General features: G+C 72.8%; 26 protein-coding genes and 1 pseudogene. 14 read left to right on the top strand and 13 right to left on the bottom strand.

Translation table 11 applies throughout. The features are described 5' to 3' along the window. Positions 1-2: 2 nt before the first annotated feature. Both ABT288_RS37665 and ABT288_RS37660 read right to left on the bottom strand, forming a co-directional pair. Positions 3-83, bottom strand: coding sequence for a putative leader peptide (locus tag ABT288_RS37665; protein WP_351617915.1), 81 nt, complete (start codon positions 81-83; stop codon positions 3-5). A gap of 83 nt (positions 84-166) precedes the next feature. Continuing rightward, positions 167-580: a TlpA family protein disulfide reductase gene (locus ABT288_RS37660; protein WP_351617912.1), complete on the bottom strand. Its 414-nt coding sequence runs from the start codon at positions 578-580 to the stop codon at positions 167-169. A gap of 75 nt (positions 581-655) precedes the next feature. Here ABT288_RS37660 and ABT288_RS37655 point away from each other — a divergent pair, with 75 nt between their 5' ends. Both ABT288_RS37655 and ABT288_RS37650 read left to right on the top strand, forming a co-directional pair. Beyond that, on the top strand, positions 656-1,072 hold the full coding sequence (locus ABT288_RS37655; protein WP_351617883.1) for a DUF4395 domain-containing protein: 417 nt from the start codon (positions 656-658) through the stop codon (positions 1,070-1,072). 188 nt (positions 1,073-1,260) lie between these two features. After that, complete coding sequence (locus ABT288_RS37650; RefSeq protein WP_351617880.1) at positions 1,261-1,989, top strand: lysophospholipid acyltransferase family protein; 729 nt, start codon at positions 1,261-1,263, stop codon at positions 1,987-1,989. 595 nt (positions 1,990-2,584) lie between these two features. Here the strand turns inward: ABT288_RS37650 and ABT288_RS37645 are convergent. The 4 genes from ABT288_RS37645 to ABT288_RS37630 all read right to left on the bottom strand — a co-directional run bounded on the left by ABT288_RS37645 (position 2,585) and on the right by ABT288_RS37630 (position 6,509). Next, positions 2,585-3,175: a transglutaminase domain-containing protein gene (locus tag ABT288_RS37645; RefSeq protein WP_351617877.1), complete on the bottom strand. Its 591-nt coding sequence runs from the start codon at positions 3,173-3,175 to the stop codon at positions 2,585-2,587. A 78-nt stretch (positions 3,176-3,253) separates the two neighbouring features. Next, on the bottom strand, positions 3,254-4,324 hold the full coding sequence (locus ABT288_RS37640; RefSeq protein WP_351617874.1) for a threonine aldolase family protein: 1,071 nt from the start codon (positions 4,322-4,324) through the stop codon (positions 3,254-3,256). Beyond that, on the bottom strand, positions 4,321-5,115 hold the full coding sequence (locus tag ABT288_RS37635; RefSeq protein WP_351617872.1) for an SDR family NAD(P)-dependent oxidoreductase: 795 nt from the start codon (positions 5,113-5,115) through the stop codon (positions 4,321-4,323). The genes ABT288_RS37640 and ABT288_RS37635 overlap by 4 nt, the downstream gene beginning before the upstream one ends. Beyond that, positions 5,112-6,509 carry a DUF6421 family protein gene (locus tag ABT288_RS37630; RefSeq protein ID WP_351617869.1) on the bottom strand — a complete coding sequence of 466 codons (1,398 nt, stop codon included), beginning with the start codon at positions 6,507-6,509 and terminating at the stop codon, positions 5,112-5,114. Before ABT288_RS37630 ends, ABT288_RS37635 begins: the two co-directional genes overlap by 4 nt. Before the next feature lie 392 nt (positions 6,510-6,901). Here ABT288_RS37630 and ABT288_RS37625 point away from each other — a divergent pair, with 392 nt between their 5' ends. Beyond that, the gene (locus ABT288_RS37625; RefSeq protein ID WP_351617866.1) at positions 6,902-7,621 is read left to right on the top strand and encodes a glycerophosphodiester phosphodiesterase; all 720 of its coding nucleotides are present in this window, start codon (positions 6,902-6,904) and stop codon (positions 7,619-7,621) included. A gap of 3 nt (positions 7,622-7,624) precedes the next feature. Here the strand turns inward: ABT288_RS37625 and ABT288_RS37620 are convergent, their stop codons facing one another. After that, positions 7,625-8,164 carry a GNAT family N-acetyltransferase gene (locus ABT288_RS37620; RefSeq protein ID WP_351617864.1) on the bottom strand — a complete coding sequence of 180 codons (540 nt, stop codon included), beginning with the start codon at positions 8,162-8,164 and terminating at the stop codon, positions 7,625-7,627. A 70-nt stretch (positions 8,165-8,234) separates the two neighbouring features. Here ABT288_RS37620 and ABT288_RS37615 point away from each other — a divergent pair, with 70 nt between their 5' ends. Continuing rightward, positions 8,235-8,627, top strand: a complete 393-nt coding sequence (locus tag ABT288_RS37615; protein WP_351617862.1) for a VOC family protein — start codon at positions 8,235-8,237, stop codon at positions 8,625-8,627. Here the strand turns inward: ABT288_RS37615 and ABT288_RS37610 are convergent. Beyond that, the gene (locus ABT288_RS37610) at positions 8,624-9,463 is read right to left on the bottom strand and encodes a class I SAM-dependent methyltransferase (RefSeq protein WP_351617859.1); all 840 of its coding nucleotides are present in this window, start codon (positions 9,461-9,463) and stop codon (positions 8,624-8,626) included. The two genes, ABT288_RS37615 and ABT288_RS37610, sit on opposite strands and share 4 nt — an antisense overlap. 157 nt (positions 9,464-9,620) lie before the next feature. Between ABT288_RS37610 and ABT288_RS37605 the strand changes: the two genes are divergently transcribed. After that, positions 9,621-10,385 (top strand): VOC family protein, encoded by a 765-nt coding sequence (locus ABT288_RS37605; protein WP_351617856.1) that lies wholly within the window; start codon positions 9,621-9,623, stop codon positions 10,383-10,385. A 124-nt stretch (positions 10,386-10,509) separates the two neighbouring features. Here ABT288_RS37605 and ABT288_RS37600 read toward each other — a convergent pair. Both ABT288_RS37600 and ABT288_RS37595 read right to left on the bottom strand, forming a co-directional pair. Continuing rightward, positions 10,510-11,079: pseudogene (locus ABT288_RS37600) on the bottom strand (MarR family winged helix-turn-helix transcriptional regulator); the annotation flags it as partial. A gap of 359 nt (positions 11,080-11,438) precedes the next feature. Next, on the bottom strand, positions 11,439-13,160 hold the full coding sequence (locus ABT288_RS37595; RefSeq protein WP_351617853.1) for an FUSC family protein: 1,722 nt from the start codon (positions 13,158-13,160) through the stop codon (positions 11,439-11,441). Positions 13,161-13,336: 176 nt separating this feature from the next. On the opposite strand from ABT288_RS37595, the gene ABT288_RS37590 reads away from it, so the two are divergent. The 6 genes from ABT288_RS37590 (at position 13,337) to ABT288_RS37565 (ending at position 16,832) form a co-directional block, all read left to right on the top strand. Then, positions 13,337-13,900 (top strand): DUF5134 domain-containing protein, encoded by a 564-nt coding sequence (locus ABT288_RS37590; RefSeq protein WP_351617850.1) that lies wholly within the window; start codon positions 13,337-13,339, stop codon positions 13,898-13,900. Positions 13,901-13,987: 87 nt separating this feature from the next. Beyond that, positions 13,988-14,923, top strand: coding sequence for a M56 family metallopeptidase (locus ABT288_RS37585; RefSeq protein ID WP_351617848.1), 936 nt, complete (start codon positions 13,988-13,990; stop codon positions 14,921-14,923). Positions 14,924-15,022: 99 nt separating this feature from the next. Beyond that, entirely contained in the window at positions 15,023-15,160 is a 138-nt protein-coding gene (locus ABT288_RS37580) for a hypothetical protein (protein ID WP_351617845.1), read from the top strand. Between the two features lie 10 nt (positions 15,161-15,170). Further along, complete coding sequence (locus ABT288_RS37575) at positions 15,171-15,860, top strand: HAD family hydrolase (RefSeq protein WP_351617842.1); 690 nt, start codon at positions 15,171-15,173, stop codon at positions 15,858-15,860. Next, positions 15,779-16,048 (top strand): DUF2630 family protein, encoded by a 270-nt coding sequence (locus ABT288_RS37570; RefSeq protein WP_351617909.1) that lies wholly within the window; start codon positions 15,779-15,781, stop codon positions 16,046-16,048. The genes ABT288_RS37575 and ABT288_RS37570 overlap by 82 nt, the downstream gene beginning before the upstream one ends. Before the next feature lie 115 nt (positions 16,049-16,163). Next, positions 16,164-16,832 (top strand): TetR/AcrR family transcriptional regulator, encoded by a 669-nt coding sequence (locus ABT288_RS37565; RefSeq protein WP_351617839.1) that lies wholly within the window; start codon positions 16,164-16,166, stop codon positions 16,830-16,832. Between the two features lie 35 nt (positions 16,833-16,867). Here ABT288_RS37565 and ABT288_RS37560 read toward each other — a convergent pair whose 3' ends face one another. Continuing rightward, on the bottom strand, positions 16,868-17,524 hold the full coding sequence (locus tag ABT288_RS37560; protein WP_502972925.1) for a DUF6214 family protein: 657 nt from the start codon (positions 17,522-17,524) through the stop codon (positions 16,868-16,870). Positions 17,525-17,719: 195 nt separating this feature from the next. On the opposite strand from ABT288_RS37560, the gene ABT288_RS37555 reads away from it, so the two are divergent. Both ABT288_RS37555 and ABT288_RS37550 read left to right on the top strand, forming a co-directional pair. After that, positions 17,720-19,054: an FAD-dependent oxidoreductase gene (locus tag ABT288_RS37555; RefSeq protein ID WP_351617836.1), complete on the top strand. Its 1,335-nt coding sequence runs from the start codon at positions 17,720-17,722 to the stop codon at positions 19,052-19,054. 185 nt (positions 19,055-19,239) lie between these two features. Next, positions 19,240-20,631, top strand: coding sequence for a nucleobase:cation symporter-2 family protein (locus ABT288_RS37550; protein WP_351617833.1), 1,392 nt, complete (start codon positions 19,240-19,242; stop codon positions 20,629-20,631). Here the strand turns inward: ABT288_RS37550 and ABT288_RS37545 are convergent. Next, positions 20,548-20,904 carry an ArsR/SmtB family transcription factor gene (locus tag ABT288_RS37545; protein ID WP_351617830.1) on the bottom strand — a complete coding sequence of 119 codons (357 nt, stop codon included), beginning with the start codon at positions 20,902-20,904 and terminating at the stop codon, positions 20,548-20,550. The genes ABT288_RS37550 and ABT288_RS37545 overlap by 84 nt on opposite strands. Before the next feature lie 132 nt (positions 20,905-21,036). On the opposite strand from ABT288_RS37545, the gene ABT288_RS37540 reads away from it, so the two are divergent. Next, a complete protein-coding gene (locus ABT288_RS37540) occupies positions 21,037-22,116 on the top strand; it encodes an NADH:flavin oxidoreductase/NADH oxidase (protein ID WP_351617828.1) in 1,080 nt (359 codons plus the stop codon). A gap of 711 nt (positions 22,117-22,827) precedes the next feature. Here the strand turns inward: ABT288_RS37540 and ABT288_RS37535 are convergent. Continuing rightward, positions 22,828-25,426 (bottom strand): cation-translocating P-type ATPase (locus ABT288_RS37535; RefSeq protein WP_351617826.1); only part of this gene is annotated, 2,599 nt, incomplete at its 5' end.

The raw sequence follows: 25,426 nt of genomic DNA, 5'->3' as shown, positions 1-25,426 counted from the left end.
TCTCAACAGCCCGGACAGATGGCGCTCGCGGTGCGGGCGAGGTCGACGTGGACCCGCCCGTGGAGAAGGAGTTCGGTCGGCATACGGTCAGGCTGACGATAGTTGGTGTGCCCAGTCAAGCACGGTCCGGGATGCGGAAGGTACCGCGCCGTCTCCTGAGGCCCCCTCACACGGCCTCGCCCAGTGCCGCGATGACGTCGGCCTTGCGGGGCTGTCCGGTGGCACGCCGTACGACGCGTCCTTCGGCGTCGAGCACCAGCACGGTGGGCGTCTTGAGGATCTCGAGTTCACGTACGAGGTCCAGACGGGCCTCGGCGTCGATCTCGACGTGGGCCACCCCGGGGACCATTCCGGCGACCTCGCCGAGGACCCGCCGGGTGGCCCGGCAGGGCGCGCAGAAGGCGCTGGAGAACTGGACCAGTGTGGCCCGCTCGCCGAGCTCGCCGCCCAGCTCGGCGGCGCCCAGCCGCTTGCCCTCGTCCCGCCCGCGCACCCGTACTCTCCCGCTCCGCCGCCTGTGCAGCACTCCGGCGGCGCTCGCCACGACGAGCACCGCCACGCACACCACCACTCCGGTCATCACCTGCCCAAGCATTCATCAGACTGAAAAGATTCCCGCCTCCCGCGGGAGTTTCCGTTGCGGAATGCTGGATTCATGGACATCGACGTGAGAGGGCCGCGCTTCGGGGCGGCCGTGACGACGGGCGTTCTGGCGGTGGCACTGAGCCTGGAGAACGCCTGGGTGCTGGGCTGGCAGACGCTGGCGTTCGCGCTCGGAGCGGCCGCGGGTGTGCAGCACTCGCCGTACGGCTGGGTCTTCCGCACCGCCGTACGGCCCCGGCTCGGGCCGCCGAAGGAGTTCGAGGCTCCGGAACCGCCGCGGTTCGCGCAGGCCGTGGGCCTGGTGTTCGCGGGGCTCGGTCTCGTGGGGTTCACCGTGGGACCGCAGTGGCTGGGGCTGGCCGCGACCGGCGCGGCACTCGCCGCCGCCTTCCTGAACGCGGCGTTCGGCTACTGCCTGGGGTGCGAGATGTTCCTGCTTCTGAAGAGGGCCACCGTACGGGCGGAGTAAAGGGTACTCAAAAATCCGAGGTGGGATGTAGGCCGACGTGACGAGAATCTCGCCGCCACCGGGCACCAGGGCTGGCTACCCGTCCGTTCTTCGGGCACGATCTGCGAGACGCCGTAAACCTACGGCTGCGTAACTTACCCGCCGGGAGCCCCCTTTCCCGAGCAGAGCAGAAAGGGTCCGTCCCGCCCATGGCAGAGCTGGTCTACCGTCCCGTCATCGGATTCGCCAAGACGTTGTTCAAGGTCTGGGACCTGAAGATCGACTGCCAGGGGTCGGAGAACATCCCGCGCTCGGGCGGCGCCGTGCTGGTGAGCAATCACATCAGCTATCTGGACTTCGTCTTCAACGGCCTGGCGGCCCTGCCGCAGAAGCGCCTGGTGCGCTTCATGGCGAAGGAGTCCGTCTTCCGCCACAGGATCTCCGGTCCGCTGATGCGCGGCATGAAGCACATCCCGGTGGACCGCAACCAGGGCGAGGCGGCCTACGCGCACGCGCTGGACTCGCTGCGCTCGGGTGAGGTCGTCGGGGTCTTCCCGGAGGCCACCATCTCCCAGTCGTTCACGCTGAAGAGCTTCAAGTCCGGTGCGGCCAGGCTCGCCCAGGACGCCGGCGTTCCGCTGGTCCCGATGGCGGTGTGGGGCACCCAGCGGCTGTGGACGAAGGGCCACCCCCGCAACTTCAAGCGCAACCACCTGCCCGTCACCATCCGGGTCGGCGAGGCGGTCGAGGCACCCCGCGACCAGTACGCCGGCGCCATAACCCGCCGGCTGCGCGAGCGCGTCCAGGAACTGCTGGACGCCGCCCAGCGCGCCTACCCGGGCCGCCCCAGGGACCCCGAGGACTCCTGGTGGCTGCCTGCGCATCTGGGGGGTACGGCACCGACGGTGGAGCAGCTGCGGGCGGCCGAGGCGAGCTGACCCGCGGCGCTTTGGCCGATGCCGGGCACTCAGCGGGTAGTTCGGCTGCGGGCCGGTGCGGGCTGGGCGCGCCCCTGGGGAGCACAGGCACCCCACGGTAGGTGATGGCGACCGATGGCTGATGGCGCACCGCCTGCGACGACGCCCTCCCTTCCGGGTCGTTGCGCCAACTCGCGGACACTGGCGGCCACTTCAGCAAGGCCGACGCGACGGCACCTCCCCGGCTGGGCCTGATCTCTCCCGCCTGTGTCCCGCGCCGCAGCATCTCCCCGGCTGCGTCGACCACCTGACCGAGCGCCCGGCCACCGTCGCCGCCCGCGCGCCGGACGGCAGGAGGCCCGCCACGGCGTCGTAGCGGGACATGTCGTTCCAGGGTGCGAGGGCGCGGGCCGCCATCGCCCGGGCGTTCGCCAACGTGTGTGTGGTGCCGGGCGGTTCCTCGCGCCAGTCGTCCGGCACGCCGAGCGCGAGCTCGTCCGCCGAAGCGCCGGCACCTGCCTCCCGAGGACCGGGGGATGCCTGTTCCCCTGGCGAACTGCCGCCCTCAGCCTCATTCTTCGAGCTTGTCCGGCGTCGGGCGGGGTGCTCACTGCCCTCAGAGCGCGTCGGGCAGCGTCTTCCACAGGTACGGCCGGTCCGGGGCGGCCTTCAGGGCGTCGAGGACGACCGGGTGCGGTTCGGCGTACAGGACGGGATAGTCCAGCTCACCGGCCGCGGGGTCGGGGATCCAGGCCAGCCGCTCGCCGTCCAGGGAGAACCGGGCGTCCACGCCGGGCTTGTTGCCGCGCGGGTCCTGCCGGTGCCAGGCGCCGTGGAAGCGGACGGCGACCAGTCCGTGCACGGCGTGGCCGCCCTCGTCGTCGGTCAGCCGCTGGTAGCACAGGGCCGTCGGGATGTCCTCGGCGCGCAGCAGGGCGGCCAGGGCGTGGGCCTTGGCGTAGCAGATGCCGGTGCCCAGAGCGAGCACGTCCGAGGCGCGCCAGGTGACGCGCGGGTCGCCGGAGTCCTGGGAGTGCGGGATGGTGTCCCGCACGAATTCATAAGCGGCCCGCGCATAGGCATACGAGTCGGCGGCCTCAGCGGCCAGCCTTTCGGCCGTTTCCCGGACCACGGGATGATGATGGTCGATGGCCTCGTCCGCCGCCAAGTAAGCGGACAGGTCAGGGGTGTTCTGGATCAGCTCCATGCCCGCAGAGCATAGGAATGCGATCACTCGCCAGTCAATGACTTTTCGAGTGACCGCATACCTATGCACATCGGGGGCCTAGCGCGCCATCTCCTCCTTGAGCGCGGCCACGAAGGTGTCCACGTCCTCCTCGGTGGTGTCGAAGGAGCACATCCAGCGCACCACTCCGGCCGCCTCGTCCCAGAAGTAGAACCGGAAGCGCTTCTGCAGCCGCTCGCTCACGTCGTGCGGGAGCTTGGCGAAGACGCCGTTGGCCTGGACCGGGTAGAGGATCTCCACGCCGTGCACCGCGCGCACGCCCTCGGCGAGCCGCTGGGCCATCTCGTTGGCGTGCCGGGCGTTGCGCAGCCACAGGTCCTTCGCCAGCAGCGCCTCCAACTGCACCGAGACGAAGCGCATCTTCGAGGCCAGCTGCATCGACATCTTCCGCAGGTGCTTCATCTTCCGCACCGCGTCCTGGTTGAGGACCACGACCGCCTCGCCGAAGACGGCGCCGTTCTTGGTCCCGCCCAGCGAGAGGATGTCGACGCCGACCGCGTTGGTGAACGTCCGCAGGGGCACGTTCAGCGAGGCGGCCGCGTTGGCTATCCGGGAGCCGTCCAGGTGCACCTTCATGCCGCGCGCATGGGCGTGCTCGCAGATCGCGCGGATCTCGTCCGGCGTGTAGAGGGTGCCGAGCTCGGTGCTCTGGGTGATCGAGACGACCTGCGGCATGGCGCGGTGCTCGTCCTCCCAGCCCCAGGCCTGCCGGTCGATCAGCTCGGGCGTGAGCTTGCCGTCCGGTGTGGCCACGGTGAGCAGCTTCAGCCCGCCCATGCGCTCGGGCGCGCCGCCCTCGTCCACGTTGATGTGGGCGCTCTCGGCGCAGATCACCGCGCCCCAGCGGTCGGTGACCGCCTGGAGCGCGACCACGTTCGCGCCGGTGCCGTTGAAGACCGGGAAGGCCTCCGCGGTGGCCCCGAAGTGGCTGCGGATGATCCGCTGGAGGTTCTCGGTGTACTCGTCCTCGCCGTACGCCACCTGGTGGCCGCCGTTGGCGAGGGCCAGGGCGGCCAGCACCTCCGGATGGGCCCCGGCGTAGTTGTCACTGGCGAAACCGCGGACCGTGGGGTCGTGATGGCGACGCGCGTCGGTCTTGGGGGGGTTCACGGCTTCTCGGTCAGCCACAGACGGTTTCCGTTCACTTCCGCGGCGGACTTGCTCCAGACGCCCTCGATGGCCTCGGCGAGATCCTTGACGTCCGTGAAGCCCGCGAACTTCGCGTTGGGGCGTTCGGCGCGCATCGCGTCGTGCACCAGCGCCTTCACCACCAGGATCGTAGCCGCCGCGTGCGGTCCGGCCTCGCCGCCCGCCTTGCGGAAGCCGTCGGCCATGGCCAGCGTCCACGCCTCGGCGGCGGCCTTGGACGCGGAGTACGCCGCGTTGCCGGCGGTGGGCTTCGACGCGCCGGCGGCGCTGATCAGCAGGTAGCGGCCGCGGTCGCTGCGCTGCAGGCCGTCGTAGAAGGCCAGGGAGGTGTGCTGCACCGTGCGGATCAGCAGCTTCTCCAGCAGGTCCCAGTCCGCGAGGCTCGTCTCCTCGAAGGTCGCGCTGCCGCGCCAGCCGCCGACCAGATGGACCAGACCGTCGATCCGGCCGTGCTCCTTCTCGATGCGGTCGGCCCAGGCCCGGGTCGAGTCCAGGTCGAGCAGGTCGACCGTCTCGCCGGTGACCGTGGCACCGCCGCGCGCGTAGCGGGCCGCGTCCACGGCCTCCGCCAGGCGCTCGGGGTTGTTGTCGGCGCCGACGACGACCGCGCCGGCCTCGGCGAGCCGGACCAGCGTCGCGTGTCCGGCGGGTCCGCCCGCGCCGGCCACCGCGATCACCGCACCGCTGAGAGACCCGTTGTTCGCCACGTTCTTCCCCTCTGAAGCAGTCTTCTCGTTGAGGCGGTCGCTCACGCGGCGATCCGCTCGGCGCCGTCCGCCGTGATGCCCTTGGTGGAGGCGATCACATTCTTCAGCTTCTTGGACAGGGCCTCGTAGAACATGCTCAGCGGAAACTCGTCCGGAAGCACGTCGTCCACGAGCTTGCGCGGGGGCTGGGTCAGGTCCAGGGCGTCCGGGCCCTTGGCCCACTTGGAGCCGGGGTGCGGGGCGAGGTAGGTGGAGACCAGCTCGTAGCCGGCGAACCAGTGCACCAGCTTCGGGCGGTCGATGCCGTCCTTGTAGAGCTTCTCGATCTCGGCGCACAGCTGGTTGGTGACCTGCGGGGCGCGCTCCCAGTCGATGGCGAGCTTGTTGTCGGTCCAGCGGACGACGTCGTGCTTGTGCAGGTAGGCGAAGAGCAGCTGGCCGCCGAGGCCGTCGTAGTTGCGGTTGCGGTCGCCGGTGACCGGGAAGCGGAACATCCGGTCGAAGAGCACCGCGTACTGCACGTCACGGGCCTGCGGGACGCCGTCCGCCTGGAGCTTGACGGCCTCCTTGAAGGCGGTGAGGTCGCAGCGCAGCTCCTCCAGGCCGTACATCCAGAACGGCTGGCGCTGTTTGATCATGAAGGGGTCGAACGGCAGGTCGCCGTGGCTGTGGGTGCGGTCGTGGACCATGTCCCACAGCACGAAGGCCTCTTCGCAGCGCTTCTGGTCGTGGACCATCGCGGCGATGTCCTCGGGCAGCTGAAGGCCCAGGATGTCGACGGCGGCCTCGGTGACCCGGCGGAAGCGGGCGGCCTCGCGGTCGCAGAAGATGCCACCCCAAGAGAAACGTTCCGGCGCCTCACGGACGGCGATGGTCTCCGGGAAGAGGACGGCCGAGTTCGTGTCGTAGCCGGACGTGAAGTCCTCGAAGGTGATACCGCAGAAGAGCGGGTTGTCGTAGCGGGTGCGCTCCAGCTCGGCCAGCCAGTCCGGCCAGACCATGCGCAGCACGACCGCCTCCAGGTTGCGGTCGGGGTTGCCGTTCTGCGTGTACATCGGGAAGACGACCAGGTGCTGCAGGCCGTCCGCGCGCCGCGCCGCGGGCTGGAAGGCGAGCAGGGAGTCCAGGAAGTCCGGCACCTCGAAGCCGCCCTCGGCCCAGCGGTGCAGATCCTTCACCAGGGCCTGGTGGTAGGCCTCGTCGTGCGGGAGCAGCGGGGAGAGCTCTTCGACCGCGTCCACGACACGCCGTACGACGGCCTCGGCGTCCACCCTGGACGGGGCGCCCTCGGCGCCGAAGTCGATCGATCCGTCCTTGGACTGCCATGGCCGGATCTGCTCCACGGCATCCTTGAGCACGGGCCAGGCCGGGTGCTCAACCACCCTGGTCAGCGAAGAAACCTGTCCCTCCGCGCCCGCCTGCACAAGAATTTCCGTCATGTCCCATCCTCCACGGGAGAAGCTCACGTAGGGACACCGTATGCATACCCCGATTCAGCCATCAAGAGGCAGCTCGGGAAATTTTTCTGCCCAATGCCTTGGTCGCCGACATTTTTCCTGCCGTAAACCGTGACGGCGCTCACTTCCACCGAGGAGGCTGGACACCCGCGCCGCGTGCCACCGAGCGGTCAACGACACGGAGACTCGCCCACGAGAGGGTGACGCGGGGGCGGATACCGGCCAGTCGGCGACCCGGCACGCACCCGGATGCCTCACGCACGTGCGGGTTCATCGCGGGGCCCGGCCATTAGGCTGCGACTCTGCCCGCGCGGACGACGGCGTCCGCCCGTTCCGCGCGCGCCGAGCCGCCGTCGACGGAACGGAGTCGAACCTTGAACTTCCTTACCATCGGTCACCGCGGGGTCATGGGTGTCGAACCCGAGAACACCCTTCGTTCCTTCGTCGCCGCGCAGGACGCCGGCCTCGATCTGATCGAACTCGATCTGCACCTGAGCAAGGACGGCGCCCTGGTCGTCATGCACGACGCGGAAGTGGACCGCACGACCGACGGCACCGGGCCGATCGCCGACAAGACACTGGCCGAGCTGCGCTCCCTGGACGCGGGCCGCGGGGAGCGGGTACCGGTGTTCGAGGAGGTCCTGGACACGGTGCGCACGCCGCTCCTGGCCCAGATCAAGGACGTGGCGGCGGCCAGGGCACTTGCGGCGGTCATGCAGGACCGCGACCTGGTCGGGCGGGTGGAGGTGTCCTCGTTCCACGACGACGCGGTCGCCGAGATCGCCCGGCTGGTACCGGGCGTGCGCACGGCACTGGTCGACGGCCTCCCCCACTTCCGAACGGGCTCCAGCGGGGGGACCCCCGTCGGCACGGACATCGTGGAGCGTGCGGTCGCCGTGGGCGCGGCGACCGTCTGCCTCAACATCCGCAGGCTCACCCTGGAGATCGTCGAACACGCGCGCAAGTCCGGGCTGCGGATCATCGGCTGGGTCGTCAACACCCAGGATCAGCTGCGGCTGGTCCGCGCGCTGGAACTGGACGGCGCGACGACCGACTTCCCGCAGATCAAGCGCACGGGGCGCTTCACCGCCTGACGGTCACCCGAGCTTCTTCACGAGCAGCTCGAACTGCAGGTCGTCGCGCTGCGGGATGCCGAAGCGCTCGTCGCCGTACGGGAAGGGCGACATCTTTCCCGTACGGCGGTAGCCCCGGCGCTCGTACCAGGCGATCAGGTCGTCCCGTACGGAGATCACGGTCATGTGCATCTCGGTGACGCCCCAGGCCTCGCGGACCTGGCGTTCGGCCTCCGCCATGACCGTCTTGCCGAGACCCGCGCCCTGCAGGGTGGGGCTGACCGCGAACATGCCGAAGTAGGCGTGGTCACCGCGGTGTTCCAGCTGGCAGCAGCCGATGATCCGGCCGTCCTGCTCCACGGTCAGCATCCTGCTCTCGGGCGACTTGATGACCTCCAGCACGCCCTCGGGATCCGTCCGCCGCCCCTGCAGGATGTCCGCCTCGGTGGTCCACCCGGCCCGGCTGGAGTCCCCGCGGTAGGCCGACTCGATCAGCGCGACCAGCGCGTCGACGTCGGCGTCGGTGGCGTCGCGGAAGGTGAGGCCGGCGGCGGGGCTTTCCATGGAACGGTCTCCGATCTCGGGCGTGGCTGAGCCAGGGTCGAGGGTAACCCTGCCACTAGGCTCCGCCTGCATGGTGCACGTACTCAGCAGCCGGACCCTGCTCACCCCCACCGACCCCGAGCGCTCCCGGACCTTCTACGGCGAGCGGCTGGGGCTGGCCGTCTACCGCGAGTTCGGTACGGGGCCCGAGCGGGGCACGGTCTACTTCCTCGGCGGCGGCTTCCTGGAGGTCTCCGGGAGGTCCGAGACGCCGCCGTCGCCCGCGGTCCGGCTGTGGTTGCAGGTCGACGACGTGACGGCCGCGCACGAGGAGCTCAAGGCCAAGGGCGTCGACATCGTCCGGCCGCCGGTGAAGGAGCCGTGGGGCCTGATCGAGATGTGGATCGCCGACCCGGACGGCATCCGCATCGCCCTGGTGGAGGTCCCGGAGGACCACCCGATGCGCTACCGGCCGGGCATCTAGCGTCCGGACGTGCGCGAGGGGCGGGTGCCGGCGGTGAGCACATGACCGCTGATGCCCAGCAGCGAGGGCACGGACTCGGTCCGCCGCATCGCCGCCAGGACCAGCGCCCGGCGCTCCGGATCCTCGAGCCAGGAGCCGACGTCACCCATGAGCCAGGCGGCGCCTTCGAGGCCGTACTGCCCCTGCGGCGTCAGACCGGCGTCCGCGAACTCGGCGGGGACGTCCTCCGGCGCGTGGAAGTAGGCGGTGGTGAACATCGCCGTGGGCCCGCGGCCCGGACGCAGCCACCCGTCCGCGGCTGCCGCCTCGATGTGCGGGCGCCGGTCGGCGTCGAAGTACACGCCCTTGGCGAGGGTGTCGTGCAGCCCCGCGAACCGGTTGATCGTGGCCGCGACCACGAGACCTCCGGGCCGCACGACCCGGTGCGCCTCGGCGAGCGCCCGTACCCGGTCCGGGCGCTCGGGCAGGTGGTAGAGCGGGCCGAGGAGCAGCACGACGTCCACGGACGCGTCCGGCGCATCGAGGGCGCGGGCGTCCCCGTGCCGTGCCCGCACACCGGGCAGCCGGGCCGCCCGCTCGACGTGCCGGGGGACCGGGTCGAGGAGTTCCACCGCGTGGCCGTCGGCGGCGAGCCACTCCGCGTGGACGCCGCTGCCGCCGCCCACGTCCAGGATCCGCGCCGGAGCGGGCGGCAGGAGCCTGCGCAGAACGTCCTGGGTACGCCAGAACTCCAGCCGTCCGGCACCGGTGCGCAGCCGGGCGTCCTCCTGGTCGCGTCCGTAGTACGCGGCGATCTCCTCGGCCAGCGCGGGCGCCGTGGTGTCCTCGGTGTCCATGGCCGGAACCCTTCCGCAGCCCGCTCCGGGCGGGCAAGCGAATTCCCCGCCCGCCCCGGGGACCGTCCCGGATGGCCGGGGCGGGAAGCCGGGGTTAGCGTGCCGGGAGAGCGCTCTGTGCGGCGCGGCAGGCCCGCCCCGGCCGGAAGGAACCCCCATGAAGTTCGACAGGCCGGTGACCGGCGGACCGTGCTGGACCGAGCTCGGGACCAGCGATCTGGAGGGGGCCAAGCGGTTCTACACCGAGTTGTTCGGCTGGCGGCCGGAGACCGACCCGCGGCAGGAGGCGGGCGGGTACACGGTGGCGCACCTGGGGGACGCGGCGGTCGCCGCGCTCACCCCGCTCTACCAGGAATCCCAGCCGGTGGCGTGGAACGTCTCCTTCGCGGTGACCGACGCGGACGCGGCGGCACGGCGGGTGGAGGAGGCCGGCGGGACGGTGATCCTCGGCCCGATGGACGTGTTGGACGTGGGCCGGTTCGCGGTGGCCCTCGACCCGACCGGCGCGGCGTTCCAGCTGTGGCAGGCGCGGTCCTTCCCCGGCGCCGGGCTGTTCAACGCGCCCGGCACCCTCGGCTGGGTGGAACTGGCGACCCGGGACACCGAGCGGGCCCGGGACTTCTACACCACGGTGTTCGGCTGGAGTGTCAACGCCTCGGAGTGGTACACGCAGTGGGGCATCGACGGCGACGACTTCGGCGGCATGGCCGACATGGGCGACCGGTTCCCGCCCGAGGCGCCGCCGCACTGGATGCCGTACTTCGCGGTGGACGACGTGGACGCTGCGGCCGAGGTCGCGCAGCGGGCGGGCGGGGACATCGTCATGGCACCCGTGTCGGTGCCCGACGGCCCGCGCATCGCGGTACTGCGGGATCCGCAGGGCGCGGCGTTCGGGGTGCACCGGGCCGGCGAGGAGGGCTGAGGCGCTGCGCTCACCCGCGCTTGTTGCCGGAGCAACCGGCGGACAACGTCGTGAGCACCGAGGTCCGGCTGGACGCGGACGTGGACCGGGTGAAGCGTCTGGACGAGGGTGACGCTCCCTCCCCCTACGTCCGCAGCGCCCCCATCCGGCCCTCCAGGCGGCCGAGCAACTCGGCGAGCAGATGCGCCAGTTCACCCTGCCCCTCGGGAGCCAGCACGTTCAACACGGCTGTCTCGTAGGCGAGTTGCTCCGGAAGGATGCCGTCGACCAGGTCGCGGCCCGCGTCGGTGAGGCGGAGGTGGGCGACGCGGCGGTCACGGGTGTCGCCGCGCCGCTCGACCAGTCCGCGTTCGGTCAGCTGCTTGAGCCGCTTGGTGACGGCGGCCCCGGAGGAGAAGGTCTCGCGGACCAGCTCCCCAGGGGTCAGCTCGTGGCCGGTGCGGCGCAGCGCGCCCAGCAGGTCGAACTCGGGACGGCTGAGCCCGGCCCGGCGCAGCGGCGCGTCCTCGGCCTGCTGGAGCAGCGCGGCACACCGGTTGATCCGGCCGATGACCTCCATGGGCCCGGTGTCCAGCTCGGGATGAACGGCCCGCCACTGCCGGACGACGGCGGCGACGGTGTCACGGTCAGCGGCGGAGGCGGGGGCGGGAGCGGGGACCGGATCAGTTCCGGTCCCGGTCCCGGTTCCGGTCCCGTTCGCGGGCCTGCCGGGGTGGCCTGGCCGGCGGGCGCCGCTGTCCCCGCCGGCGGGCCGAGGGTCGCCCGCCCGACCCGCAGCGGCCGTGTCGCCACCGTCCCCCGGGCGGGCACCGCCGGGACTACGACCGCCCGCCGACTCCGCGTCCGAGTGCCGAGGGTCGCCCGCCCCGCCCGCACCAGCCGTGTCCTCACCGTCCCCCGGACGTGCACCAACGGGACCACGACCGTGCCCCGGACGTGCACCACCGGGACTACGGCCGTCCGTCGGCTCCGGCCCGGCAGGCGGCCGGTGGTCGCCCGCGCGGCCCGCGTCGGCCGTGTCGTCCGCCGGCGTGTGTCCGCCGTTCGTCGCCGTCATGGCCGTATGTCCTCCGTCGTCCTGCCCGGGGTCCGGTCCTGGTCCCGCTCCTGGCGCCGACCGGGCTCTTGCGGCGCCTGATCGTGGTTCCGCGGTACCAACCCCTGGCGTCGTACCGTCGCCGCGAGCGTACGGTGTCCGGACTGTTCGGCGAGCACGACCCGCTCCTCGGGCAGGGCGCGCTGCCACCACTCGCCGGACGCGGCGTCGGCCGTGGCGCGCAGGTCGGCGAGGGCGGCGGCGAGGGTACGGCGGGCCGACTCCAGGGCGCGGGGTGCCGGGTGCGGCTCGGCCAGCAGCCGGGCGGCGTGTTCGCGGGTGCGTTCCACCGCGGTCAGGGCGTGTTCGAGGCGGTCGCCCGCACGCCGGTTGGTGACGGCGACGGCCGCGCCGAAGCCGACCAGCGCACCGACCAGGGTGTCGGCGACCCGCTCGGTGATCAGCTCGGCCGGGTTCTGGGCGCGGGCGAACTCGGTGACGAGCAGGGCCATCGGGGTGACGCAGACGGTGCCGAGCCAGTAGTTGCGGGCGATCAGCGCTTCGGCGCCGAAGTTGAAGGCGAGGCAGCACAGCACCAGCGCGACCGGGTGGAGATGAGCCAGCGGGGCGACGAGGGCGAACACGAGGACACCGAGCACGTTGCCGACGACTCGCTGGACGCCCCGGTTCCAGGTGAGGGTGACGTTGGCCTGGTAGAGGGAGGCCGCGGTGACCAGCGCCCAGTAGGGTCGGCCCACCCCGAGCGCGAGGGAGGCGTAACCGGCGAGGGCACAGCCGATCGCGGTGCGCGCGGCGATCGGGGCGAGGGGGGCGAGGTGTTGCCGCAAAGGCCTTGGGGGGAGGGCGAGTTCGGTTTCGATGCCGAGGAGTTCGTCGGCGGACGCGCGCGGGGACTCGACGCGCGGTATCCGTCCGGTGCCGCGCAGCTCGCGGGCCCAGGCGCGCAGCGGTGCGGGGTCGGTGTCGGCGGGGGCGGCGAGGGCGACCTCGGCGCGGACGAGGAGCCGTTCGAGGGCGCACCGGGTGCGGTCGGGGCGAGAGCCGGCGGCGAGCAGCGACTGCCAGGCCGCGTGGATCGCCGCGGCGCTCGTGGCACGGGCCCGGGCGTGCCCGTCGGTGGTGCCGCGGGTGTCGGCGTAGGCGGCGGCCGCGTTCAGGGCCTGGGCGGTGGCGCGGCGCTCGGGGCCGTGCGGGCGGAGCAGCCCGGGCGCCATGCCGACCAGCCAGGCCCAGACGCCGGCCGCCAGCGCCATTCCCACATGTCCGGGCACCTGGCCGAGGGCCTGCGGCGCGAACAGCGAGGCGGAACTGATGAAGGTCAGGACCACGTTCCCGGGCGGTCCGAGCCGGGTGGCGTCGCTCACGGTCTTCTGGACGGCCGCCATCACGGCGCCGACGGTGACGAGGGCGACGGCGTCGCTCGTGAGTGACGCGGCGAGCAGGGAGAGCGCGAGGCCGCCGACCATGCCGAGCACCACCCCGGCCAGGACGCGGGCGCGGGCGGCGTAGGGCCGGTTGTGGCCGTAGAGGGCGCACAGCGACCCGGCCATCGTGTACATCGCGAGGTCGAGGCGGCCGATCGCCAGCAGGACCAGGTTGGGCGGCGCGACCGCGGCGACCACGCTCAGCGCGGGCTTGAACCAGATGTCGGAGGGCCGCCCGAGGCGGAGCACTCCGGCAAGGGGGAGTCGAAGTCGGTGGAGGGTCGCACTGCTCATAGCATCAATTTAGCATGTGTTTTACTTGTAAAATTCTCGCCGCGGCGGCGATCCCGTGGGGCGCGCTCGCCTGCCGCGCTCCGCCCAATGCTCCCCGTGTACACCCTTGCGCTCGCGTGCGCTCCGCATCGCGTGGGCATCGCATCCCTCGACCGACGTCGAACGGGGAGGTGCGCGTGCACGGACCGGTACCGGCAGCGTGGCTGCTGGTCGCCCTGTGCGCGGCGACCGGGGCCTACTGCCTGCTGCGGATGCGCAGCCGCGTCGAGGAACAGCGCCGGGCCGCGGGCGGCGAGGCGCTGATGGGCTTCGGCATGGCCGTGATGGCCGTGCCGGCGGCGGCGTTCTCGCCCCCGAGGTGGGCATGGCCGGTGTACGCGGCGGTGTTCGGCGCGGCGGCACTGCGCGCGCTGTGGTCCGCGCGCACCGCCCCGCATCACGTGCACCACCTGGTCGGCACGTCCGCGATGGTCTACATGTCGGTGGCGATGGCCGCGGCGCCACCCGGCGCCCACCACTCCCACGGCGGCTCGGGGGTGCCGCTGCTGACCAGCCTGCTGCTGCTGTACTTCGCGGCATACGTGCTGCTCGCCGGCGCCCGTCTGGTACCTGCCGCCGTCGCGGTGGCCGGGGCCGGGGCCGGCGGCGGCCCGGTCGGCTGGGGCGACCGGCCGGAGCTGGCGCGGGCCTGCCGGCTGTCGATGGGAATCGGCATGGTGGCCATGCTGCTGACCATGTGAGCGGGGTCTGTACGGGTGCGTTGTCTGCGTCACTTCGGTGGCACGGACCGTACCCGTGGGCGGCCCCGCGCTCATAGGGTGCTGACCATGATGGTCCCCGTGACCCTGCTGCTGCTCGGTGCCCTGACCGCCGTCGTCGCCCCGCGGCTGCTCGCCCGGGCCGACTGGCCGGACCGCGAACCGGTCCTCGCCCTCTGGGTGTGGCAGTGCGTCGTGGCGGCCGTCCTGCTGTGCTGCGTGCTGTCGATGGCGCTCAGCGCGTCGGCCGCCTGGCAGGAGGTGCGCGGACCGTTGTTCGCCCGGGCTCCGCGCGCGGTCGTGGATGCGTACGCCCTCGGCACGGCCGGTCCGTGGGCGGCGCCCACCGCCGTACTGCTCGCTGCCGGCGGCCTGTGGAGCCTGGCCATGCTGGTGCGCGAGGTCGTACGGGCCCGGGCGCGGCGGCGCACACGGCGGGCCGAACTCCTCGTGCGGGCCCCGCTGTTGCCGGGCGAGGAACCGGCGAGCGGCCGGCTGGTGGTGCTGGAGGGCGAGCGTCCCGACGCCTGGTGGCTGCCCGGTACGGCACCCCGCCTGGTCATCACGACGGCCGCGCTGCGCCGTCTGAAAGGGCGTCAACTGCACGCACTGCTCGCCCATGAGCAGGGCCACGCGCAGGCCCGGCACGACTGGCTGCTGCACTGCTCGGCGGCACTGGCGGGCGGGTTCCCGCAGGTGCCGGTGTTCGCGGCGTTCCGCGACGAGATGCACCGGCTGGTCGAGCTGGCCGCCGACGACATGGCCTCCCGGCGCTTCGGCCGGCTGACGACCGCGCTGGCGCTGGTCGAACTCAACGAGGAGCGGGGCCTGTTCGGCCCCTGCCCCACCCCGCAGGCCCATGTGCCGCAGCGGGTGCACCGGTTGCTGACTCCCCCGGACCGGCTCCCCGCCCTGCGCCGGCTGCGTCTGACGGCCGCCGCGGCACTGGTGCCGGTGATCCCGGTACTGGTGGCCCTGGTTCCGGGCCTGCGGGCCCTCGGCTGACGGCCGGCTGTCGATTGTCGGCTGGCAGCTGGCAGCTGGCGGCCGACGGGAGCACGCCGTGCTGGGTTCGGCGCCGGCCGCGTCCGGTGGCGTACGGCCGTGGCGGCGGCCGCGGTCTCGCTGCTGGGTGAGGGCGTGACCCGGATGTGGCCGGGCGTCCACTGGCCCCGGGCCGTGGTCGTGTACGACTGGCCGCGGCCCGGACACGCCGACACCGTCGAGCACCGGCCCGGATAGGGTCAGGTGCATGACTGCAGTGCTGTTCGACTTCTCCGGAACGCTGTTCCGCGTCGAGTCCACCGAGTCCTGGCTGCGGGCGGTGCTGGCCGAGACGGGGCACACCCTGCCCGAACCCGAACTGAAGGCGGCCGCACGGGCCTTGGAGGCGGCCGGCGCGCTGCCGGGCGGCGCGAACCCGGTGGAGCTGCCCGCGGACCTGGCCGGGGTCTGGGCGGTGCGGGACGAGAGCGCGGAGCGGCACCGGGCCGTCTACACGGGCCTGTCCCGGCTGGTGCCCTTGCCCCACCCCGGGCTGCACGACGCGCTGTACGAACGGCACAAGACCCCGGCCGCCTGGGCCCCGTATCCCGACGCCCCCGAGGTGCTGCGCACGCTCCACGAGCGCGGGATCGGCGTGGGCGTGGTCAGCAACATCGGCTGGGATCTGCGCCCGGTGTTCCGCGAGCACGGGCTCGACCGGTATGTGGACGCGTACGTCCTGTCGTACGAGCACGGCGTGCAGAAGCCGGACCCGCGGCTGTTCTCGGTCGCCTGTGCGGCGCTGGGCGCCGATCCGCAGCAGGTGGTGATGGTGGGTGACAGCAAGGAGGCCGACGGCGGTGCGGCCGCGCTCGGCTGCCGGGTGCACTTCGTCGACCACCTGCCGGTCACGGACCGGCCCGACGCGTTGCTGCCCGTACTGGACCTGGTGGGCTGAGACCCGACGCTCTGCTGCCCGCGCTCGACCGGTGCTGGGACCTGTTGCGGCAGCGTCGCGCCAAGGCCGAGTGGGCTACCGGGGCTGACCGCCGCGCGGAGTCCGACCTGCGACAGCAATGCGAGGTACGGAGCGGGCGCGACCGAGCACGGCGCCGGAAAGGGCTCGCCACCGCGCCGTCCGCCTGAGACGATCCCCCGCGTCGCCCCAGACGGACGGCAGCCCTGGACAGGGCCCGCGCATGGCGGTGCCCACTGCGATGAGTATAGTTGGCTGGCAGCCAGTCAACGCAGGAGTTTCAGGATGTCCCCGCGCAGCGCCTCGGTCAATGAAGAGTTGCGGCGGCGTTCCCGGGAGCGGTTGCTGCAGGCCGCCGTGGAACTGGTCGACGAGCACGGCTTCGAGGCCACCACGCTGGGCGACATCGCGGACCGCGCCGGTTCGGCGCGCGGACTGGTGTCGTACTACTTCCCCGGCAAGCGCCAGCTGGTGCAGTCCGCCGTGCACCGGCTGATGCACCGCACGCTGGAAGAGGCGCTGGAGCGGGAACCGCACACCGAGGACGGCCGGGAGCGCCTCGCCCGGACCATCGACGCGATCCTGGGGCTGGCCCGCGACCGGCCGGTGCTGATGCGGCAGCACATGGCGGGGCTGCTGCAGGCGGAGGGCTTCGTGCAGTGCCCGGAGCAGCGCCGGCTGTCGGAACTGCTCAGCGACACCGTCGCCCGGTACGGCTCGCAGGACGTCGCCGCCGACTACCCGATGCTGCGGGCCCTGTTGATGGGCGCGGTGTACGCGGCGCTGGTGCCGGGGGTGCCGATGCCCGTTCCCACGCTGCGGGCGGAACTGTTCAAGCGGTACGGCCTGGACTGGGAGTCCGGGGTGCCGCCGGAGAGCGACAAGTGCAAGGAGGCGCGGGAGCGGGACCTGTCCCGGTTCTTCGCGACGGAGGAGCGTCCGAGCAGTCCCTGAGGGACGCGCGGGGCCGCTTGGGACGGCAACTCGCCTCAGGTGCGGCGGGCGTGACGAGGGGGCAGGAACCCGGCGTCGCGCGCCTGCGCGATCAGCCTCAGGGAGCGGCGGCGGCTGTATCCGGTCGCGCTCATCACGGCGAGCACCGGGTCACACCCCTGCTGCTGCGCGGCACGGTACTCCTGCGCGACCCGCCGACGCCCCTCGATGCCGCGCGGCCAGACCGGCCGTGCCCGCCGCGGACCCGCACAGGGCGCGGTCACCTCCGCACTGACCTTGTCACCGACCTCACTGCCCTCGCCACCGGCCTTGTCGTCACCCGCCTTCTCCTCGCCGGTCTTCTCCGCGCAGACCTCCTCCTCACCGGCCTTCTCCTCGCCGGACTCCTCGTCGCCGGCCCCCTCACCGGCTTCCGGTTCATGCCGCTCCGCCAGGTGCTCGTCGCCGTCGGTCTCGTACGGCCGCTCCACCCCGCAGGACTCGAACAGCGGCCCCTCGATCCAGCCCGCGAGCACCGTCAGGTCGGGGAGGGACAGGGCCGGCTGGGCGCTGACGTCCTCGATGGACACGCATCCCTCGCGCACGACGGCCAGGGCGTCGACGCGTGCGCCGTCCGGGAAGGCCAGCCGCACATGGAACCAGGACGTGGTGTCGCAGTGCTCCCGCACCTCCCACGCGGGCCACACGGACACCGCGCCGTCCTCCGCGTTCCGGTCGGAGAGGTGAAGAAAGGATGCTTCTGGCACACACGCAACGTAACCTCATGATCACATTCCATACGAACGGACACGCTTCGTAGTCACCCCGCCGGCCCCTGCCGTCACGGGACCGTCGGTGCCATGCTGGAGCCGTCCGCACACCACCTCCTTCGGCCGAGGAGTACCGCTGTGCTGCGTGTCGCCGTCGTCGGTTCGGGACCGAGCGGGTGTTACACCGCTCAGAGCCTGGTTCAGCAGGATGCCGGGGTGTCCGTGGACGTCCTGGACCGGCTGCCGTGCCCGTACGGCCTGGTCCGCTACGGCGTCGCCCCGGACCACGAGAAGATCAAGTCCCTGCAGGGCAGCCTGCGGACGGTGCTGGAGCACGAGCGGGTGCGGTTCCTCGGCGGGGTCCGGGTGGGCGGCCCCGGCGGGCTGCCCGTCGAGCGGCTGCGGGAGCTGTACCACGCGGTGGTCTACTGCGTGGGCGCCGCCACGGACCGCCGGCTCGGGATTCCGGGCGAGGAGTTGCCGGGCAGCTGGTCGGCGACCGACTTCGTGGCCTGGTACAGCGCGCATCCGGACGCGGCCGACGCGGGCTTTCTGCGCGGAGTGCGGTCGGCCGTGGTCATCGGCGTGGGCAACGTGGCGGTGGACGTCACACGGATGCTGGTCCGGGGTGCCGCGGAGCTGCGCCCGACGGACATGCCGCAGGCGGCGCTGGACACGCTGACGGCGAGCGGGATCACCGAGGTGCACATGGTGGGCCGGCGCGGCCCCTCGCAGGCCCGCTTCACCACCAAGGAGCTGCGCGAGCTGGGCGCGCTGCCCGGCACCGAAGTCACCGTCGACCCCGCCGACCTGGCGCTGGATGCGGCCGACCCCGCCGCCCTGCCCGCCGTACAGCGTCGCAATCTGGAGGTGCTGCGCGGCTGGGCCGCCCGTTCCTCCGCCGATGCCGCCCGGCGTATCGGCCTGCGGTTCTTCCTGCGCCCCGTGGAATTCCTCGCGGAGGCCGGCCGGGTGGGTGGCGTGCGCCTCGAGCGGACCGCGCCGGACGGGCGGGGCGGGGTGACGGGCACGGGCCGGTTCGTGGACGTCCCGGCCCAGTTGGTGCTGCGCTCGGTGGGCTATCGCGGAGTGCCGCTGGACGGGCTGCCGTTCGACGCGCCGAGCGGCACGGTGCCGAACACGGCGGGGCGTGTCGTGCGCGAGGGTGTCCCCTCCCCCGGCGAGTACGTCGCCGGGTGGATCAAGCGCGGTCCGACGGGTGTGATCGGCACCAACCGGCCCTGTGCCAAGGAGACGGCGGCCTCCTTGCTCGCGGACGCTCCGGCGCTGCTGGGCCGGCAGGTGCCCGAGGATCCGGTGCCCGCGCTGCGGGCGGCCGGGATCGAACCGGTGCCGTGGGCGGGGTGGCTGGCGATCGAACGGGCCGAGGCCGAGCTGGGCGCGCGGCTCGGACGGGGTGTGGTCAAGCTGGCCGACTGGGACGCACTGCTCGGGGCGGCCCGGTCGGCATAGGCCGCCAGGGATCCCGGTGGCGAGGGATTCCGGTGCCCGGGGATTCCGGTGGCCAGGGATTCCGTATCGGCCGGGCGGGCACGACACATGGCGGCAACAGACCGGAAATCAACAAACTGTTCAAGAGGCTTACGGTCTCGTCCTGTTCGGATGCCACTCCCCGCTCGCGCACCGTTGGAGTCCCCATGGCCACCACCGCAGCCGTCCACCCCGTCGACGAGATACCACCGGCACGGCAGCTGGCGGCCTTCGGACTGCAGCACGTGCTCGCGATGTACGCGGGTGCCGTCGCCGTGCCGCTGATCGTGGGCGGCGCCATGAAGCTGTCGCCCGCCGACCTGGCGTATCTGATCACCGCCGACCTGCTGGTGTGCGGGATCGCCACGCTGATCCAGTGCGTCGGCTTCTGGCGGTTCGGCGTCCGGCTGCCGATCATGCAGGGCTGTACGTTCGCGGCGGTGTCGCCGATGGTGCTCATCGGGACGACCGGTGGCGGGCTGCCCGCGATCTACGGCTCGGTGATCGTGGCAGGTCTGGCGATCATGCTGCTCGCGCCGGTCTTCGGCAGGCTGCTGCGTTTCTTCCCGCCGCTGGTGACCGGCACGGTGATCCTGATCATCGGGGTCTCGCTGCTGCCGGTCGCGGGCAACTGGGCGGCGGGCGGTGCCGGTGCGAAGGGCTTCGGGGAGCCGAAGAACCTGGCGCTGGCGGCCTTCGTGCTGGCGGTGGTGCTGGCCGTACAGAGGTTCGCGCCCGCCGCCCTCGGCCGGATCGCCGTTCTGATCGGCATCGCGGTGGGTCTGGCGGTCGCGGTGCCGTTCGGGTTCACCGACTTCAGCGGGGTCTCCGGCGCCGAGTGGGTGGGCATCAGCACGCCGTTCCACTTCGGGGCGCCGCAGTTCAAGGCCTCCGCGATCATGTCCATGCTGGTGGTCGCCCTGGTGACGATGACCGAGACGACCGGTGACCTGATCGCCGTGGGAGAGCTGACCGGGCGGAAGACCGAGCCGCGCTCGCTCGCCGACGGGCTGCGCGCGGACGGCCTGTCGACGGTGCTGGGCGGGGTGTTCAACACCTTCCCGTACACGGCGTACGCGCAGAACGTGGGCCTGGTCGGGATGACCCGGGTGCGCAGCCGCTGGGTGGTGGCGGCGGCCGGCGGGATCCTGGTGGTGCTCGGTCTGCTGCCGAAGCTGGGCGCGGTGGTCGCGGCGGTCCCGGCGCCGGTGCTGGGCGGCGCCGGGCTGGTCATGTTCGGCACGGTCGCGGCGAGCGGGCTGCGGACGCTGGCGGGGGTCGACTTCAAGGGCAACCACAATCTGACCGTGGTGGCCGTGCCGGTGGCGATCGGCATGCTGCCGGTGGGTGTGCCGACGGTCTACGAGAAGTTCCCGGACTGGTTCCAGACGGTGATGAACAGCGGGATCAGCGCGGGCTGTCTGTCCGCGATCGTGCTCAACCTGCTCTTCAACCACCTTCCGGGGAGGGCGGGTTCAGGCTCCGTCGCCGAGGCGGACGGACTGCCGGTCCGCGGCGGCGAGGAGACTGTCCAGCAGTCCGGGGAAGAGACCGTCTAGGTCGTCCCGGCGCAGCCCGTTCATCTTGGCCGTGCCCCGGTAGACCTGCCGGATGACCCCGCTCTCGCGCAGCACCCGGAAGTGGTGCGTGGTGGTGGACTTGGTCACCGGCAGTTCGAACTGCGAGCAGGTCAACTCCGCTTCCCGGGCGGCGAGTTCGCGTACGATCTGCAGCCGCATCGGGTCGGAGAGCGCGTGCAGCACCGCCTCCAGGCGGATCTCCTCCCGCTCCGGGTGCGGCAGCGCACGGCCGGCGGTGGCGGTCTCGGTCACGGCGGCTGCCCTTCGTCACGGAACTCCTCGGCTGCGACTCATTGTACGAGAGGCGTCGTAGTTTGACACATCTCGTAGTACGAGGATTATCGTATGAGCCGCCCCATGGTCCCGTGACGAACGGAGTCTGACGTGAGCGCGCTCTTCGAGAGCATCACCCTGCGTGGAGTGACCATCCCGAACCGGGTGTGGATGCCGCCGATGTGCCAGTACTCGGCCGAGCCGGAGGGCCCGCTCGCGGGCGCCCCGCACGACTGGCACTTCGCGCACTACGCGGCGCGTGCCACGGGCGGCACCGGCCTGATCATCGTGGAGGCCACCGCGGTCTCACCGGAGGGCCGGATCTCCCCCTACGACCTCGGCCTGTGGAACGACACGCAGGTGGAGGCCTTCCGCCGGATCACCCGCTTCCTCTCCGCCCAGGGCGCGGTGCCGGGGATCCAGCTGGCACACAGCGGCCGCAAGGCGTCCACCGACCGGCCCTGGAAGGGCGGCGCTCCGCTCGGACCTGAGGCGCAGGGCTGGCAGCCGGTCGCCCCGAGCGCGGTGCCCTTCGACGAGCACCACCCCGTGCCGACCGAGCTGACGGAGGATCAGATACGGGACATCGTCGGCCGGTTCGCCGCGGCGGCTCGCCGGGCGCTCGCCGCCGGCTTCGAGATCGCCGAGATCCACGGCGCCCACGGCTACCTGATCAACGAGTTCCTGTCCCCGCACTCCAACCACCGCACCGATGCCTACGGCGGCTCCTACGAGAACCGCACCCGGTTCGCCCTCGAGGTCGTGGACGCCGTACGGGAGGTGTGGCCCGAGGACAAGCCGGTGTTCTTCCGCATCTCGGCCACCGACTGGCTCCAGGACGGCGGCTGGACCACGGAGGACACCGTCCGCTTCGCCCGCGACCTGCACGCGCACGGCGTCGACCTGCTCGACGTCTCCACCGGCGGCAACGCCTCCGGCGTGACCATTCCGACCGGACCCGGCTACCAGGTGCCGTTCGCCGCCCGGGTGAAGTCCGAGAGCCCGCTGCGCGTCGCCGCCGTGGGCCTGATCACCGAGGCCGAGCAGGCCGAGAAGATCGTCACGAACGGTGAGGCCGACGCCGTCCTGCTGGGCCGCGAGCTGCTGCGCAACCCGTCCTGGGCCCGACACGCGGCCCGCCAGCTGGGCGGCGAGCTCCGGGTACCGGACCCGTACCACCGCTCGGTCTGACCGCGGCCCTCCGCGACCACCGGCCGCCCGGCCGCGACCCTCCGCGACCACCGGCCGGTCCGATCACGTCCACCCGCCCACCGACCAGTTTGAGCCCGGGCGCCGGCCACCACCGGCCGATCCAGCACGTCCATCCGCGACCACGGGCCGGTCCGATCACGTCCACCCGCCCACCGACCGGTCCGAGCCCGGGCGCCGGCCACCACCGGCCGATCCAGCACGTCCATCCGCAACCGCCGGCCGGTCCGATCACGTCCACCCGCCCACCGACCGGTCCGAGCCCGGGCGCCGGCCACCACCGGCCGATGCAGCGCGCCCGCCGACCACGACCGGCCGGTCTGAGCGGCGCCACCCACCACCACGGCCGGTCCGCACGGCGCCCACCACCGGTCGATCCGGCGCAGGCACCAGCCACCACCGGCCGGTCCAGCGCGCCGACCGCCACCACCGACCCATCCAACCGCGGTTGCGTCCATGGAGATGGTGTACGGGTTCGACCTGATCCGGGGGTTTGCTCCGGCGCCGGGACGATGCCCGCATAGATGAACGGCCGCCGGCTGACCCAACGCGCCCACCCACCACCACCGACCAATCCAGCGCGCCGACCGCCACCACCGGCCGGTCCGACCACCACCACCGACCAGTCCAGCGCGCCGATCCAACTCCCGCCGCCCCCACCCACCGGCCAACGCGAGCGCGGGTGTCCGGCGGTCAGACGGGGAGCAGTCGGCCGATCGTCTCCTCCAGGCGGGGCAGTACCCGCTGCCCGGCGAGGGCCAGGGCGATCGCCGCCAGGACACCGGTCCAGGCGACCGGGCCGAGCGGGGTGCACCCGACGGCGTGGCTGACGCCCGGGATCTGCACGGCCGCGACCAGCGCCACGGCGGAACCCAGGCAGGTGATCTGCACCAGGCGGCTCTCGCGCCGGTCCAGCCACGTCTGCACGAGCTGTGTGCCGACCACCCCGCACAGCGCCATCGTGCTGCAGCGGCGCGTGGTCCCCGGTGTGAAGCGGCCGATCAGCCAGGCCGTCACCGCGCCCAGGGTGGTGGTGAGTGCCCGGTGCCGGATCTGCCGCAGCAGGGGCGCGCCCAGGACGGCGGAGGCGTCCTCCGGCGAGCCGCCGCGGGCCCGTACGGTGCCGGGCTCGTCGTCGCCGTCGGCCGCTGTCGGCGCGTCCTCCCGCTCGGTCACCGCCACCGCCATCGAGGGGAACAGGTCGGTGAAGAGGTTCACCATGAGCATCTGCCGGGTGGACAGCGGCGCCCGGCCGGACAGCAGCGTGCCGAGAATGCCGAAACCGACCTCGCCCGCGTTGCCGCCGATCAGGATGGCGATGGCGTCGGCCACGCTGTGCCACAGGGCCCGGCCCTCGCCGACCGCGTCGATCAGGATCGTCAGATCGTCGTCGGTGAGGACGATGTCGGCGGCGTTGCGCGCGGCGGCCGAACCCCGCGCGCTGATCCCGACGCCGATGTCGGCGGCGCGGATGGCCGCGGCGTCGTTGGCACCGTCGCCGACCATGCCGACGACCCGGCCCGCGTCCCGCAGCGCCTCCACGACCTGGAGCTTCTGCTCGGGCGCCACCCGCGCCACCACGCCCGCGTCCCGCAGCATCCGGGCCCTGGCCGCCCGGTCCGCCGCCGCCAGCTCGTCGCCGGTGACCACGACGGTGTCCTCGGGCCAGCCCAGCTCGGCCGCGATGGCCCGCGCGGTCTGCGGATGGTCCCCGGTGAGCATGACCGGTCGTACGCCCGCCTCGAGCAGCCCCGCCACGAGCGCCGTGGAGGTCTCGCGCGGTACGTCGGACAGGGCGAGCAGCCCGGTGAACTCCAGCCCCTGAAGCGGCTGTTCGACGACGTCGGCCTCCTGCTCGTCCGCGCCCAGCCGCCGTTCGGCCACGGCCAGCACCCTGAGGCCGTCCCCCGCCAGCGCCTGGGCCGCGTGGGAGGCGTGCTCGGACAGCCCGGCGCAGGCGGGCAGCACGGTCTCCGGGGCGCCCTTGACCACCAGCACCACCGGGCCGTCCCCGCTGCGGCCGACGGCGGCGGCGTATCCGCGGGCCGCCTCGAAGGGCAGGTCCGCCAGCTGTGTCCACTCCGGGTCGGGACCGGCCGCCGCCAGTACGGCCTCGTCGGTGGCGTGCACCGGCTGCTCGGCATCGCCGTCGACGCGCGGGCAGGCGCGGGCGGCGGCCCGCACGGTGTCCGCGGAGCCGGCGTCGTCGACCGGGCGCACCGTGCCGTCGGCGTCGGAGGTGCGCACCAGGCGCAGCCGGTTCTCGGTGAGCGTGCCGGTCTTGTCGAAGCAGAAGGTGTCCATGCGGCCCAGCGCCTCCAGGGTGCGCGGGGTGCGGACGAGGACTCCGCCGCGGCTCAGCCGCCGTGCGGCCGCCAGCTGCGCGACGGTGGCCACCAGCGGCAGCCCCTCCGGTACGGCCGCCACGGCCACCGCCACCCCGCCGCTGACCGCCTCCCGGACGGCGGTGCCGCGCACCAGCGCCAGACTCGTGACCGCGGCGCCGCCCGCCAGGGTCAGCGGCAGTGCCTTGCGGGTGAGTTCCTGCAGCCGGGCCTGTACGCCGCCGGCCGGGGGCGTACGCGCGGCCAGGTGGACGGCGCGGGCGGCCTCCGTGTGCTCACCGATGTCGACCACCAGGGCTCGGGCCTGGCCCGCCACCACGGTCGTACCCTCGAAGACCATGCAGCGCCGGTCGGCGACCGGGGCGTGCGGGGTCGGGTCCGTCTGTTTCTCCACCGGCAGGGACTCGCCGGTCAGGGCCGACTCGTCGACCTCCAGACCGTCCTGCCACAGCAGCCGGGCGTCGGCGGGCACCACGTCGTCGCCCTTCAGCTGGATCACATCGCCCGGATGCAGCTTGCCCGCCTCCACGGTGCGCGTGCCGCCGGCCGGTGCCTCGGTCTCCGGTGGGACGAGGCGGGCCTTCTGCTGCTGGTCAGCGAGCAGTCCGGACAGCGCCCGTTCGGCGCGCAGCCGCTGGATGCCGCCGACCAGGGCGTTCAGGTCCAGGGCGCCGACGACGAGCAGGGCGTCCACGACCGAGCCGAGGATCGCCGAGGCCGCCGAGCCGACCGCGAGGACGGGGGTGAGCGGGTCGTGGAGTTCGCCGCGTACGGCCCGCCCGAGCCGGTAGGACCAGCGCACGGGCGCGGCGGCCGGGTGCCCGGTGACACCGGCGGCGGCCTTGCGTGCGCGGGCGGTCAGCGCCTCGAACGCGCCGCCCTCGGCGGGCGGTTCGTGCTCCAGCCGGTCCTTGGCCTGCTCGGGGTCCAGCTCGTGCCAGTGCACG

The sequence above is a fragment of the Streptomyces sp. NPDC001093 genome, assembly GCF_040298985.1.
Classification (GTDB): domain Bacteria; phylum Actinomycetota; class Actinomycetes; order Streptomycetales; family Streptomycetaceae; genus Streptomyces.
Note: the sequence above shows the minus strand (reverse complement) of the source record. Positions and strands in the feature narration are given on the sequence as shown.

What these genes read in the sequence shown, in the direction of transcription:
- ABT288_RS37665 (WP_351617915.1), bottom strand. Translation starts at nt 83, where the DNA reads ATGCCGACCGAACTCCTTCTCCACGGGCGGGTCCACGTCGACCTCGCC.
- ABT288_RS37620 (WP_351617864.1), bottom strand. Translation starts at nt 8,164, where the DNA reads ATGGAAAGCCCCGCCGCCGGCCTCACCTTCCGCGACGCCACCGACGCC.
- ABT288_RS37660 (WP_351617912.1), bottom strand. Translation starts at nt 580, where the DNA reads ATGACCGGAGTGGTGGTGTGCGTGGCGGTGCTCGTCGTGGCGAGCGCC.
- ABT288_RS37630 (WP_351617869.1), bottom strand. Translation starts at nt 6,509, where the DNA reads ATGACGGAAATTCTTGTGCAGGCGGGCGCGGAGGGACAGGTTTCTTCG.
- ABT288_RS37655 (WP_351617883.1), top strand. Translation starts at nt 656, where the DNA reads ATGGACATCGACGTGAGAGGGCCGCGCTTCGGGGCGGCCGTGACGACG.
- ABT288_RS37585 (WP_351617848.1), top strand. Translation starts at nt 13,988, where the DNA reads ATGATGGTCCCCGTGACCCTGCTGCTGCTCGGTGCCCTGACCGCCGTC.
- ABT288_RS37550 (WP_351617833.1), top strand. Translation starts at nt 19,240, where the DNA reads ATGGCCACCACCGCAGCCGTCCACCCCGTCGACGAGATACCACCGGCA.
- ABT288_RS37575 (WP_351617842.1), top strand. Translation starts at nt 15,171, where the DNA reads ATGACTGCAGTGCTGTTCGACTTCTCCGGAACGCTGTTCCGCGTCGAG.
- ABT288_RS37565 (WP_351617839.1), top strand. Translation starts at nt 16,164, where the DNA reads ATGTCCCCGCGCAGCGCCTCGGTCAATGAAGAGTTGCGGCGGCGTTCC.
- ABT288_RS37610 (WP_351617859.1), bottom strand. Translation starts at nt 9,463, where the DNA reads ATGGACACCGAGGACACCACGGCGCCCGCGCTGGCCGAGGAGATCGCC.
- ABT288_RS37650 (WP_351617880.1), top strand. Translation starts at nt 1,261, where the DNA reads ATGGCAGAGCTGGTCTACCGTCCCGTCATCGGATTCGCCAAGACGTTG.
- ABT288_RS37595 (WP_351617853.1), bottom strand. Translation starts at nt 13,160, where the DNA reads ATGAGCAGTGCGACCCTCCACCGACTTCGACTCCCCCTTGCCGGAGTG.
- ABT288_RS37645 (WP_351617877.1), bottom strand. Translation starts at nt 3,175, where the DNA reads ATGGAGCTGATCCAGAACACCCCTGACCTGTCCGCTTACTTGGCGGCG.
- ABT288_RS37605 (WP_351617856.1), top strand. Translation starts at nt 9,621, where the DNA reads ATGAAGTTCGACAGGCCGGTGACCGGCGGACCGTGCTGGACCGAGCTC.
- ABT288_RS37615 (WP_351617862.1), top strand. Translation starts at nt 8,235, where the DNA reads ATGGTGCACGTACTCAGCAGCCGGACCCTGCTCACCCCCACCGACCCC.